Source organism: Bifidobacterium sp. ESL0764, assembly GCF_029395515.1.
Taxonomy (GTDB): domain Bacteria; phylum Actinomycetota; class Actinomycetes; order Actinomycetales; family Bifidobacteriaceae; genus Bifidobacterium.
This window is the reverse complement of record NZ_CP113919.1, coordinates 1,223,016-1,236,642: the sequence shown is the minus strand read 5'-3', so window position 1 is coordinate 1,236,642 and position 13,627 is coordinate 1,223,016. Positions and strand designations below refer to the sequence as shown.

General features: G+C 57.9%; 9 protein-coding genes. 8 read left to right on the top strand and 1 reads right to left on the bottom strand.

Going from position 1 to position 13,627, the window contains the following annotated elements; all coding sequences use genetic code 11:
- Positions 1 to 10: 10 nt before the first annotated feature.
- Positions 11 to 1,612 carry an ABC-F family ATP-binding cassette domain-containing protein gene (locus tag OZX71_RS04620; RefSeq protein ID WP_277146702.1) on the bottom strand — a complete coding sequence of 534 codons (1,602 nt, stop codon included), beginning with the start codon at positions 1,610 to 1,612 and terminating at the stop codon, positions 11 to 13.
- Between the two features lie 371 nt (positions 1,613 to 1,983).
- Between OZX71_RS04620 and uvrA the strand changes: the two genes are divergently transcribed.
- The 8 genes from uvrA to secG all read left to right on the top strand — a co-directional run bounded on the left by uvrA (position 1,984) and on the right by secG (position 13,555).
- Positions 1,984 to 4,923: an excinuclease ABC subunit UvrA gene (gene uvrA, locus OZX71_RS04615; protein WP_277160657.1), complete on the top strand. Its 2,940-nt coding sequence runs from the start codon at positions 1,984 to 1,986 to the stop codon at positions 4,921 to 4,923.
- Positions 4,924 to 4,984: 61 nt separating this feature from the next.
- Positions 4,985 to 7,450: an excinuclease ABC subunit UvrC gene (gene uvrC / locus OZX71_RS04610; protein WP_277159500.1), complete on the top strand. Its 2,466-nt coding sequence runs from the start codon at positions 4,985 to 4,987 to the stop codon at positions 7,448 to 7,450.
- Between the two features lie 87 nt (positions 7,451 to 7,537).
- On the top strand, positions 7,538 to 8,563 hold the full coding sequence (locus tag OZX71_RS04605; protein ID WP_277159499.1) for a shikimate dehydrogenase: 1,026 nt from the start codon (positions 7,538 to 7,540) through the stop codon (positions 8,561 to 8,563).
- Positions 8,564 to 8,628: 65 nt separating this feature from the next.
- A complete protein-coding gene (gene rapZ / locus OZX71_RS04600) occupies positions 8,629 to 9,567 on the top strand; it encodes an RNase adapter RapZ (RefSeq protein ID WP_348519536.1) in 939 nt (312 codons plus the stop codon).
- Positions 9,568 to 9,770: 203 nt separating this feature from the next.
- On the top strand, positions 9,771 to 10,724 hold the full coding sequence (gene whiA / locus OZX71_RS04595) for a DNA-binding protein WhiA (protein ID WP_277159498.1): 954 nt from the start codon (positions 9,771 to 9,773) through the stop codon (positions 10,722 to 10,724).
- A 270-nt stretch (positions 10,725 to 10,994) separates the two neighbouring features.
- A complete protein-coding gene (locus tag OZX71_RS04590; RefSeq protein ID WP_277159497.1) occupies positions 10,995 to 12,200 on the top strand; it encodes a phosphoglycerate kinase in 1,206 nt (401 codons plus the stop codon).
- Between the two features lie 201 nt (positions 12,201 to 12,401).
- On the top strand, positions 12,402 to 13,205 hold the full coding sequence (gene tpiA / locus OZX71_RS04585) for a triose-phosphate isomerase (RefSeq protein WP_277146708.1): 804 nt from the start codon (positions 12,402 to 12,404) through the stop codon (positions 13,203 to 13,205).
- Between the two features lie 98 nt (positions 13,206 to 13,303).
- Positions 13,304 to 13,555 carry a preprotein translocase subunit SecG gene (gene secG / locus OZX71_RS04580; protein ID WP_277146709.1) on the top strand — a complete coding sequence of 84 codons (252 nt, stop codon included), beginning with the start codon at positions 13,304 to 13,306 and terminating at the stop codon, positions 13,553 to 13,555.
- Positions 13,556 to 13,627 lie beyond the last annotated feature (72 nt).

Here is a 13,627-nt window from a genome sequence, read left to right as displayed (position 1 = left end):
GCCACGATACCTACTCCTCGGCCACCAGATCCAGATAATCGTCGCTCCACAGGTCCTCGTCGCCGTCGGGCATCAGCAGCACCCGCTCGGGGTTGAGCGCCTTGACCGCACCCTCGTCGTGGGTCACGAGGATGATGGCGCCCTCGTACTTGGCGATGGCCTTGAGGATCTCGTCGCGCGAAACCGGGTCGAGGTTGTTGGTCGGCTCGTCCAAGAGCAGCACATTGGCGCGCGAGGTCACCAACGTGGCCAGGGCAAGTCTGGTCTGTTCGCCGCCGGAAAGCACCCTGGCCGGCTTGAACGCGTCGTCGCCGGAGAAGAGGAAGCTGCCGAGGATGGAACGGGCGTGGGTGTCGTCAAGGTCGGGGGCGACGTGCTGCAGGTTCTCGAGCACGGTCGCGTCCATTTCCAGAGTGTCGTGCTCCTGGGCGAAATAGCCGATCTTGCAGCCGTGGCCGTAGACGACCTCGCCGGTGTCGGGCTTGTCCTCGCCGGCCAGGATACGCAGCGTCGTGGTCTTGCCGGCGCCGTTGTAACCCAGAATGACCACGCGCGAGCCCTTGTCAATGGCCAGGTCGATGCCGGTGAAGACGATGTTGGAGCCGAAGGCCTTGGAGATCTCCTTCGCCATGATCGGCGTCTTGCCGCAAGGGGCAGGTTCGGGGAAGCGGATGTCGGCGACCTTCTCCTGCCGTTCCGCCTCGCTGGTCTCGCTCAAAAGCCGTTCGGCGCGACGCATCATGTTCTGCGCGGCGACGGCCTTGGTGGCCTTGGCGTGCAAACGGATTCCCTGCTTCATCAGGCGTGCGGCCTTTTTCTCGGCCACCTCGCGCTCGCGGCGGCGACGCTCCTCGTCCACCACACGTTGCTTCAAATAGGCCTTCCAACTCAGCGAATACATATCGATCTGTGCGGTCTGCGCGTCCAGATGCCAGACTTTGTTCACCACCTCGTCCAGCAGTTCCGTGGAATGGGAGATGACGAGGAACCCGCCCTCGAAACGCTTGAGATAGCCGCGCAGCCATTCGATGGAATCGGCGTCCAAATGGTTGGTCGGTTCGTCGAGAATCAAGGTGTCGGCGTCAGAGAACAGGATACGGGCCAGCTCGATGCGCCGCTTCTGACCGCCGGAAAGCGTGCCGATCGGCTGTTGCATCGTCTCGTTGGGAAGTCCCAGGCTCGCGGCCATCGAGATCGCCTCGGACTGCGCTGCGTAGCCGCCGGCCTTGTCGAACGCCTGCATGGCCTTGTCGTACTTGTCCATCGCCTTTTGAATGACCTTCGGGTTCTCGTTGGTCATTTCCTTTTCGGCCTTGCGCATACGTTTGATGATGCTGGCGATGTCGCGCGCGCTCATCATCCGGTCGAGCGCGCTCTGCTCGGGGTCGTCGGCGTGGGTGTCCTGCGGCAGGTAGCCGAGCTTGCCGGAAACGCGTACCTTGCCGGCCGTGGGCAGCAGGTCGCCGGTGATGGTGCGCGTGAGGGTGGTCTTGCCGGCGCCGTTACGCCCGACCAAGCCGATCTTGTCGCCTTTGCTCACGTGAAAATCAGTGGGATTGAGCAGCGTCCGTGCCCCGATCTGAATTTCCAGCCCTTGCGCCTCGATTGCCATACCTTATTACCTGTCCTGTTGCTGTTACCGAATTACGGCGAAATATACCAACATGCCATCATAGCGACACGTATGCTTTTCATGAAGAGAAAAGGCGATATGGTGTAATCGAGATAACGGCGTAAACGTGGATTGTCGATAACGAGTCATGAAAATACCGCTTTATTGCACCTTCTGGCATCTGAGGATATATCGGGGATCGAACCGACTTCATAGATAGTCGAACAATTGTTCGAACCGTCCACTATGATGGGTTAATCTAAAGTGGAGCATTCGGCATCAAGCGGAGGTAAGCATTGGCAACAGCATCAACGGCGCATCAATCAGGGGAAACCGACAATTCGTCGGCAAGCGTTGTAGCGCAAAAGCTGATGGACAGCGACTCGTTCCTGTCCCAGGAAATAGCGAAGGCGCCACTCAAGAAGACCGGGAATTCGCTCGTGGCGGATATCTCGCACATTCCCAGCGATCTGAAGATCACGATCCAGGGCGCTCGCGAGCACAACCTGAAGAACGTCGACCTCGCCATCCCGCGCAGCCGTATGGTGGTGTTCACCGGGCTTTCCGGCTCCGGCAAGTCCTCGTTGGCGTTCGATACGTTGTTTGCCGAAGGCCAGCGCCGTTATGTGGAATCGCTCAGCGCCTACGCCCGCCAGTTCCTGGGGCAGATGGACAAGCCGGACGTCGATTTTATCGAGGGCCTGAGCCCGGCCGTTTCCATCGATCAGAAGACCACGAACCGCAACCCGCGTTCCACCGTCGGTACTATCACCGAGATCTACGATTACCTGCGCCTGCTGTTTTCCCGAACCGGCATTCCGCACTGCCCGGTCTGTGGCGAAGTTGTGAGCGCTCAGACTCCGCAGCAGATGGTCGATACGTTGATGAAAAAGCCGGAACGGACGCGTTTCCAGATTCTGGCACCGGTCGTACGCGGCCGCAAGGGCGAATTTGAAGACCTGCTTGAGCTGTTGCGTGGCGACGGTTACTCGCGTGCGTTGATCGATGGCGAGATGCGTCAGCTTTCCGACGACATCAAGCTGACCAAGCAGAAGAAGCACACCATCGAAGTCGTGGTCGACCGTCTGGTCATCAAGGACGGCATCCGCCAGCGTCTCACCGATTCCATAGAAACCGCGCTGAGACTGGCCAAAGGCATCGTGGTCATCGATTACGTCGATCTGGACGAAAAGGATCCGAATCGTCGCGAGCCGTTCAGCGAGAAGCGTTCCTGCCCGAACGGCCATCAGCTTGAGCTTGACGAGATCGAGCCGCGCACCTTCTCCTTCAACGCCCCGTATGGCGCCTGCCCGGAATGCGACGGCATCGGCTACAAATTGGAGATCGATCCTGAACTGGTCATTCCCGATCCGAGCAAATCGCTTAACGAGAACGCCATCGAACCGTGGGGCATGACCAAGGGCACCGGCGAATACTATCGTCACGTCCTCGAAGGTCTTGCCGAGGAGATGGGCTTCAGCCTCGACACCCCTTGGAAAGACCTGCCCAAGAAGATTCAGCATGCCATCATGTACGGCCATGATTTCAAGGTCAAGGTCTCCTACCGCAACCGTTGGGGGCGTCTGCGCGAATACAGCACCGGTTTCGAAGGCGTGGTGCGTACGCTCATGCGTCGCCATGACGAAACGGACTCCGATCAGATGAAGCTGTATTACGAGTCCTATATGCGTGAGGTGCCGTGCCAGACCTGCCAGGGCAAGCGTCTGCGTCCGGAAGTGCTGTCGGTCACCGTCGACGGCAAGTCCATTGCCGACGTCTGCGATATGCCGGTCGAACGCAGCCTCAAATGGGTTCGCTCGCTTCGTCTTGAGGGCTCGGCGGCCGTCATTGCCGGTGAGGTCTTGAAGGAGATTCGTGCGCGTCTCGGGTTCATGAACGATGTCGGGCTCAACTATCTGACCCTTTCGCGTGCCGCCAAAACGCTTTCCGGCGGAGAGGCGCAGCGCATCAGGCTCGCCACGCAGATCGGCAGCGGATTGGTCGGCGTCATGTACGTGCTCGACGAACCCTCCATCGGCCTGCATCAGCGCGACAACGAACGACTGATCAAGACATTGCATCACCTGCGCGACCTCGGCAATACGCTGATTGTCGTAGAGCATGATCAGGAGACCATCGAAAAGGCCGACTGGCTGGTGGACATCGGCCCCGGAGCCGGCGAGAAGGGCGGGGAAGTCGTCTATTCAGGGCCTGCTGCCCATGTCATCGACGCCCCGCGCTCCATCACCGGCGACTATATAGCCGGCAGACGCGAGATCGAGGTGCCGAAGAAACGTCGCAAAACCGATAGGAATCGACAGCTCAAGGTTGTCGGCGCGCGTGAGAACAACCTCAAAAACATCAATGTAGCCATTCCTCTTGGCGTGATGACCTGCATCACCGGAGTCTCCGGTTCCGGCAAGTCGACGTTGATCAATTCGATCCTGTATCCCTCGTTGGCCGACAAGCTCAACGGCGCACGCATCGTGCCGGGCAAGCACACGCGCGTCGAAGGCATCGAGCAGTGCGACAAGGTCATCCACGTCGACCAGAACCCGATCGGCCGCACGCCGCGCAGCAACCCGGCCACCTATACGGGTGTATGGGACAAGATCCGCCAGCTCTTCGCCAAGACCCCAGAGGCGCAGGTCCGCGGTTATGGCCCAGGACGGTTCTCGTTCAATGTCAAAGGCGGTCGCTGTGAGGCGTGCCATGGCGACGGCACCATCAAGATCGAAATGAATTTTCTGCCCGACGTCTACGTGCAATGCGAGGAATGCCACGGCCAACGTTATAACCGCGAAACCCTCGAAGTGAAATACAACGGCAAATCCGTCGCCGACGTGCTCAACATGCCCATCTCAGAGGCGGCCGATTTCTTCAAGGCGTATACCGGCATCTCCCGCTATCTCGACACCTTGGTCGACGTCGGCCTGGGCTATATCCGCCTGGGCCAGCCCGCCACCACGCTTTCCGGCGGTGAATCGCAGCGCGTCAAGCTCGCTACCGAATTGCAGCGCCGTTCCACCGGCCGTACGGTCTATATCCTCGACGAACCGACCACCGGTCTGCATTTCGAGGACGTGCGCAAGCTGCTGCAGGTCCTGCAAGGTCTGGTTGACAAAGGCAACACGGTCATCGTCATCGAGCACAACCTCGACGTGGTCAAATGCGCCGACTGGATCATCGATCTCGGACCCGAAGGCGGCGACGGCGGCGGCACCATCGTCACCCAGGGCACGCCGGAACATGTGGCCAAATGCGAAAAGAGCTGGACCGGCAAGTATCTCGGCCCCATGCTGAGGCACTGACACAGCCTGTCGCCGGATGCGACAGCGGCCAACCATAAGAAAAGGAAGGGGATGAATCCTTATGGAAGAGCGACGCGACGAGGGCGCTTGGCGCAAGACGGCGCAGGCGGATGCCGGCAAACCGAAGCGTCTGCTGGGCGACACCCGCGATCTGTTCCGCCCCGCCACCGGTGACATCCCCACCGATCCGGGCGTCTACAAATGGCGTGACGGTGATGGCAGGGTCATCTACGTCGGCAAGGCCAAGAACCTGCGTAACCGGCTCACCTTCTATTTCCAGCCGCTGAGCGAATTGCACCCGCGCACGCAGAACATGGTGCTCACCGCTCGAAGCCTTGAATGGACGGTGGTCGCCACCGAGCTCGAGGCGCTCACTCTCGAATACACGTGGATCAAGGAATTCGACCCGCGATTTAACGTCGTCTTCCGCGACGACAAGACTTACCCATACCTGGCCGTCTCCCTGGGCGAGGAATATCCGAGGGTGTGGGTGACCCGCAACCGTAAGCGCCGCGACACCCGATATTTCGGCCCATACGTCAAGGCATGGGATTTGCGCCACAGCCTTGACAAGCTGCTCAAGGCGTTTCCGGTACGGACCTGTACGAAAACCGTCTTCAACCGTGCACATCTGACCAACCGGCCCTGTTTGCTGGCATCCATCGGAAAATGCTCGGCGCCGTGCGTCGGCAGGATCAGTGCCAAGGATCATCGTCGCATGTGCGAGCGTCTGGTCGGCGTGCTCACCGGCCGCTACGGCACCTCTTTTATCGCAGGTCTGACCCGTGAAATGAAACAGGCCAGCAACGACATGGAATTCGAGAAAGCCGCGCGTCTGCGCGACCAGATCTCGATGCTCAAAACGATGTCCGAGCAGAATGCGGTCGTCTTCGATTCCGATGTGGATGCCGACGTGTTCGGCATGGAATCCGATGAGCTGGAAGCCTCCATCCATGCGTTCTTCGTGCGCTCCGGCTCCATTAGAGGCGAACGCAATTGGAGCGTCAAACGCGTCGAGGACATCGACGATGCCGACCTTATCGCCGACCTGATCACACAGGTTTATTCCGACATGATGGAGGAAACGGAAAGCCAGGCCAATGTCCCGTTGAATCTTCCCAGCAATGGTGAGGAATTGCTGGAACAGGACGGCGATGTCGCCAAGGATTCAGGCGGTCTGGTCGGGGATGATTCTGCTTCCGCTCTTTCTTCTGCCCCAACCGACAGCGCCATAGACATCGTCGAGCGCCGTGACGCCTTGGGAGCGACCCAAAGCATCACCGCCACCGACAGTCTTTCGCGCGCCCAGGCGACGCGTATTCGTCGGGAACGTCGGATGCAGACAGGCAGGAGTGATTTGCTGGCGCCGATCTCGCCGATTCCCAGAGAGGTATTGGTTCCCATCGAACCTGCTAGGCGAGACGAACTTGAGGAATGGCTGAGCGGCCTGCGAGGCTCGGCGGTCACCATTCGCGTACCTAGCCGCGGCGAAAAGAAGGCACTGATGGACCGTGCCGACGCCAACGCCAAGCAGGCGCTGCAACGCAGCAAGATGAGCCGTATCAGCGACATCGGTGCTCGAACGCAGGCGATGAACGACGTGGCCAAGGCGCTGGGGCTTCCCGATTCGCCGTTGCGTATCGAAGGTTACGATATCTCCAACACCATCGGCGGCATCTATCAGGTCGCCTCCATGGTGGTCTTCGAGGATGCGATAGCCAAGAAGTCCGAATACCGTCGTTTCGCCATTCGCGGCAAGGACGGCAAAGGTGCGCTCGACGATCTGAGTGCCATGTACGAGACCCTCACCCGCAGGTTCCGTCACGGCAATATCGCCGGCGACACCGGAGAGAGCATCGACAACGAAAAGCGCATCGAACAGGTGCAACAGCAGTCAGGGGAATTCCAAGGCCACAACAACAGCAGTGATAAGGATAACAAGAATAATGACGTCGTCAACCACAATGCCGGTTCTGAAAGCTCAGGCCTGACCAGCGCGGATGCCGTCGTCCAGCAAGACACGCATCCACGTCATTTCGCCTACAAGCCTAACCTTATCGTGGTCGACGGCGGAAAGCCCCAGGTCGAGATTGCGGCCAAGGCCTTGGAAGACTGTGGCGTGAACGACGTGGCGGTATGCGGTTTGGCCAAGAGGCTTGAGGAAGTCTGGATACCGGGGGAGGACTATCCGCTCATCCTCAAACGTCAGTCCGAAGGCATGTATCTGCTGCAGCGGGTGCGCGACGAATCCCACCGGTTCGCTATCACCTATCACCGCAAGTCCCGCCGCAAAGGTGCCCTTCGTTCCGCGCTCGACAACATCCCGGGCATCGGCGAAAGCTATCAGAAAAAGCTGTTGCGTGCCTTCGGCTCGGTCAAGGGCATCCGCAAGGCCAGCCTCGAAGACCTTGAGAACGTCAAGGGAATCGGCAAGGCCAAAGCCGAAGCGGTCTATACCGCCCTCCACAACGATTCTGAAGAGACCAAGCCACAGCCGGCGTCTACGACCATATCCCGGACAGATTGAGCATTCTCGGCAGGGAAACACCTTATAACCAAATCAATATGAGCAATTCGCGACGAATAGAGTAATCGACGGAAGGAGCGTCAACCAATGATCAACGGAATCAACCATCGTTGCGCGGTTCTTGGAAAACCAATTTCGCATTCGCTTTCGCCGGTGCTGCACAACGCAGCCTATAAGGCTCTGGGTCTCGGCGATTGGTACTACGACCGTGTTGAGGTCGGTGAAGAAGACCTTGACGGTTTCCTCAAGAGCCTAGATCCTTCATGGGCCGGTTTGAGCCTGACCATGCCGCTGAAACGTACGATTCAGCCTTATGGAACTCCGGCAGATATTTGGTCGCGTAGGCTTCACGTGGCCAATACCGCTGTTTTTTCATGGAACAAGGGTACGGATAAACCGGATATCAGGTTGTACAACACTGATGTCGAAGGCATCATACAAGCGTTTTCGCATTGTTGGCAGCTTTCCGAAAAAAAGAAGTTTGAATCTCAGAATCCTGAATTCGATCATTTCCTGTCTGGGACATCAATGACAGCCGTCAGTCCCGATACGTCCGACAACAATAGTGCCGGAAAGCCTGAGCGTACAGGAGCGAAAGCGGTCATTCTTGGCAATGGCAACACTGCACTTTCGGCTTTGGCGGCATGTACGGAAATCAAGGTTCCCGGCAAAGGCGCAGTCACCGACGTAACGGTTTGCGCCCGGCATCAGCATGACCACGACCCGATGAAACAACTGGCAGAGTCTCGAGACGGCTTCGGCTACCAGCAAGTGCCGCTTGGCGAGGCTCCGCGGTATCTGGCCCAGGCCGATATCGTGATCAACACCATACCCGCCCACGGAGCCGACGAAAGTGCCGGGAAACTGGCCGATTTTTTGGATGATTCCTCTAATACCTTCTCATCTGGCACCCTCCTGGACGTCGTCTATGATCCCCGGCCCACCAACCTCATGCAGGTCTGGCGCAGCCACGGCGGAACGGCCATCGGCGGCGAGGAAATGCTGCTGTATCAGGCCATAGCCCAAGTTCGGTTGATGACGGTAGGGGCGCATATCATAGGAACGGCAGATTTTGAGCAAGCAATGAGAAACGCCTTACAGGAGGCACTGTGATTTCGGAAACGCAAGGACCGGATGGCACCGGAAACAAGGCCGAAAAGACGGCCCTTGCATCAAATGTGAACGACGTGAACGCTACGGGAAAAGCCGTTTCGCCAAAAACGGAAAGCAACGAGCCCAAACCCGCCAGTCAATTCGAAGTCATGCTCATCACCGGCATGAGTGGCGCCGGGCGTTCGCATGCCGCCGACTGCGTGGAAGACATGGGCTGGTACGTGGTCGACAACCTTCCTCCGAAACTGTTGATTCCTCTGGTCGACATGATGACCTCATCCGGTTCCAAAGTCCATAAGCTCGCGGCGGTTATCGATGTACGTTCGCGAAGCTATTTCGACGACCTTTCCGCCGTTTTGAGCCATTTGGATGATCTGGGTGTACGCACGCACATCCTTTTCCTTGACGCCAGCGACAAGGTTCTGGTGCAGCGTTACGAGTCCGTTCGTCGCCCGCATCCGCTTCAGCATGGCAACCGTCTCATCGACGGCATCCGCGAGGAACGCGAGCTGCTTGAAAATCTCAAGGAACGGGCCGATACCGTTATCGATACTTCAGCGCTCAGCATCCACCAGCTTTCGACGAAACTTTATGAAGCTCTGCTTGGCAGCGGCGCAAAAACCGTTTCCGTCCACATCTTCAGTTTCGGTTTCAAATACGGGATTCCGCTCGACGCGGATTTCGTCGCCGACGTCAGGTTCCTGCCTAATCCCTATTGGGTGCCGAGCTTGCGTGAACTCAACGGCAACGATCAGGCCGTCAGCGATTATGTTCTTTGTGACGAGCGAGCCAAGGAATTCATTGACGCCTATGAGAAAGCCATCATGGTGGCCATCAAGGGTTACGCTCAGGAAGATAAGCATTATGTCACAATTGCTGTCGGCTGCACCGGCGGGCAGCATCGTTCCGTTGCGATCAGCAATGAATTGGCGAAACGATTCAGGGCTCACGGGCTGAGTGTCACGGTATCCGCACGGGAGTTGCATCGTCATGAGCGACAATAGCATAGGTGAGATTGTTAATTATTGTTCAATGAACGATTGATCCTGATATCAGGGTACTGACATAAAACGGGCAAAGGGACGTAAAACGATGGATTCTTGTCCAAGTCATTCGCTATCACAGATAGCCGTGGCATTGCGTGAGATGACTCCGTTTAATGCTCCAATTACACTTATATGAAGAACGGGAAGTAGGAGGTTGGGCTTTGGCTCTTCTGAACGAGGTCAAAAGCGAGTTGGCAAGCGTACAAACGGATTTGCCGGCCGCGAAGATGGCGCAAGCCGCGACGATGATGCGGTTCGGGGGAGGTCTGCGTCCCGTCGGCAACAAGGCTGTCATCCGAGCACAGTTCGATTCGCTTGAGGCGACCGAATGGTTGCGACAAACGATCGCACATTATTTTCAGCGTGAAGCCAAAGTCACCAAAATCAGCAGGCAGACTCCGAACGGCATTGTGCAACGTTATGATCTGCTTGTCGAACGCGGGGCTACCGCTCTTGCCTTGCAAACGGGTTTGCTTGACCGTCGTATGCACTTGGTCGAGGGACTTCCGGCCGAGGTCATCAGCGGCAATATCGCGCAGGTCAAAGCGGCCTGGCGTGGTGCCTTCCTTGCACGCGGCATGATTTCAGATCCAGGCAAATCCAGTTATCTCGAAATCATCTGCCCTTCGCATGAGACGGTGACGGCATTGCAGGGGGCGGCCCGCAGGCTTGGCATTTCCGCCCAGGCGCGCAAGGTTCGCAGTTCAGAACGTATCACGCTTCGTGATTCGGATTCCATCGAACGCATGCTGATGCTGATGGGGGCGCCTCGTTCTGCCCGTGAATGGACGGGCAAGCGCACGGATGGTGAAGCTCGCGGCAAGGCCAATCGCCTTGCGAATTTCGATGATGCGAACATGCGACGCAGTGCCAAGGCCGCGGCGGAAGCCACCCAGAAGGTCAAGCAGGCGTTTGCGATTCTCGGCGACGATATTCCCGAAAATCTGAAGGCTGCCGGCGATCTCAGGCTTCAGCATACGGATGCGAGCCTTGAAGAGCTTGGCCGTCTTTCGAACCCTCCGATCACGAAGGATGCCATCGCCGGACGTATCCGTCGCTTGCTGCAACTGGCCAATAAGACGAAAAAGGCACGGGAGCAGCAGCAGGGCGAGTAGGGGAAGCCCGGGTCACTAGTGAACACCTCTTCAGTGTGGTTGTCAGAAGAGGTGTTCTGCGATTTCAAATCGCTCGATTCTGTTGATAAGAGAGCTATGTTAACGCTCACAAATTATGCCGGATTTTGGGATAAATCTCTGCAAAAAACTGCTTTCTTGTTGGGCGAGGATTGTACCATTGCAAGTGACATAGGTCACAACTATATGCTTTTGCCTGGCTGGCGGAAACGAGTTTTCGAGCCGGGAACGATTTTCAAGGAAAGGATACCAATGAGGACACTCAAGGATTTAGGGGACCTGAAAGGCAAGAAGGTTCTTGTTCGTGCTGATTTCAATGTGCCGCTGAAGGGCACCACGATCACCGACGACGGCCGTATTCGCGCCGCGCTGCCGACGATCAAGGAACTGCGTGCCGATGGTGCGAAGGTCATCCTGATGGCCCATCTCGGCCGTCCGAAGGGCAAGGTCGTCCCGGAGCTTTCGCTGGCGCCGGTCGCCAAGCGCCTGGGCGAGCTGCTCGGCGTCGACGTGACGCTGGCCAACGACACCTATGGTGAAGATGCTCAGGCCAAGGTCGCCGCCATGAAGGACGGCGACGTCGTGCTGCTGCAGAACGTGCGTTACAACCCCGAGGAGACCAGCAAGGACGACGCCGAGCGCGCCGCGTATGCCAAGAAGATCGCCGCTTTGGGCGAGGTATTCGTCTCCGACGGCTTCGGCGTCGTGCACCGCGCACAGGGCTCCGACTACGATGTGGCCGCCGACCTGCCGAGTGCAGCCGGCAAGCTCATCGAGAAGGAAGTCAAGGCCCTCTCCCGCGCCACCGAGAATCCGGATCGTCCGTTCACCGTCGTACTCGGCGGCTCGAAGGTTTCCGACAAGCTCGGCGTCATCGAAAACCTGCTGAAGAAGGCCGACCGCCTCCTGATCGGCGGCGGCATGGCCTATACGTTCCTTGCAGCCAAGGGCTACGAAGTCGGCACCTCGCTGCTGGAGAAGGACCAGATCGAGACCGTCAAGGGCTATATGGACGAGGCCAAGAAGAACGGCGTGGAGCTCATTCTCCCCGTCGATGTCGTGGTCAACAAGGGCTTCCCGGATGGCAATACTCCGGTCAACCCGCAGACCGTCGACGCCGACAAGATTCCGTCCGACATGATGGGCCTCGACATCGGCCCGAAGACCCAGAAGCTCTTCCACGACAAGATCGTCGACTCCAAGACGGTCGTGTGGAACGGCCCCGCAGGTGTGTTCGAGGTCGAGCAGTTCCAGGCCGGCACCAAGGCAGTCGCACAGGGCATGGTCGACGCCACGGCCAAGGGTGCCTTCACCATCGTCGGCGGCGGCGACTCCGCCTCCGCGGTGCGCAACCTCGGCTTCCCGGAGGATGGATTCTCGCACATCTCCACCGGCGGCGGCGCCTCCCTCGAGTTCCTCGAAGGCAAGACCCTGCCTGGCCTCAAGGTGCTTGAGTAATCGATTCGAAACCGTCAGCGGTGCGGTGTGTTGAGGCTTGAGTAGCCGAGATGCGCTACACTACTAACAGGAATGTTTGCGGACATGCCATTCGGTATGTCCGCATTTGTTTTGCACTTGCCTGCTGCAACCCTCATACGGGGAGTAGCTGCAGCGGCCTGGAGCAGATAAACCTTGATTCCGTGGTTGGGAAGGAAAGCAATGTCCTCTGCGCGTATTCCATTGGTGGCTGGCAATTGGAAGATGAATTTCGATCATCTCGAAGCCACGTATTTCGTGCAAAAACTCGCATGGCTGCTGCGCGACGCCCATTTCGACTACAAACGTGTCGAAGTCGCGTTGATGCCGACGTTCACCTCGATCCGCAGCGTACAGGTCCTGGTCGAGGCCGACAAGCTCAAGATCAACTATGGCGCGCAGACCGTTTCGGTGACCAACCAAGGGGCGTTCACCGGCGACGTCAACGCCGACATGCTCGCCCAACTCGGCTGCAAATACGTCATCGTCGGTCATTCCGAACGGCGTAAGTACCATCCGGAGGACGATGCCAATATCGTCGACCAGGTACGAGCGGTATTGACTGCCGGCATGCAGCCGATCCTGTGCGTGGGGGAGAGCATGGAGGAGCGCCGCAAGGGCATCGAGCTCGACTTCGCGGTCGGACAGGTCCACGACGTCACCCGCGATCTTTCCGACGAGGAAGCCGCCAAGCTGATTATCGCCTACGAACCCGTCTGGGCCATCGGCACCGGGCTGGTGGCGACTCCGGCCAGCGCCCAGGACGCAGCCAAGGCCATCCGCAGCAACCTTCACGAGACGTTCGGCTCCAAGGTCTCGGACGTTGTGCGTATCCTTTACGGCGGCTCGGTGAATTCGAAGAACGCCGTCGAGCTGATCAGCCAGCCCGATGTCGACGGATTCCTCATAGGAGGCGCTTCGCTCGATGCGGACGAGCTTTCGAAGATCTGCCGCCTCACGTTGAAAACGGTGACGTCTTCCCGTTGAATCAACGAAGCGTCATCGGCGATGAATGGAACGTTTTCCGTACTTTGAGGTATACTTATTAACTAGTGTTTCGAACTGGAGGTTCAACTGTGTCGACAATGGCAATCGTCAAGCTGGTTCTGCAAATCATCCTTGTTGTCTTCAGCGTGCTGCTGACGCTGCTGATTCTCATGCACAAAGGCAAGGGAGGCGGCCTCTCCGATATGTTCGGCGGTGGTCTGACCCAGAACGCAGGTACTTCCGGTGTCGCAGAAAAGAACCTGAACCGTTGGACGATTATCATTGCCCTGCTCTGGGTAGCGATCATCATCGCTTTGGGTCTGATGACCAAGTTCAACCTGATCAAGTGATTATCTAGTTTTTAGGTAAATGCGTTTCATGGAATCACCGTGGAACGCATTTTTGTTTTGGTGATGCTCTGT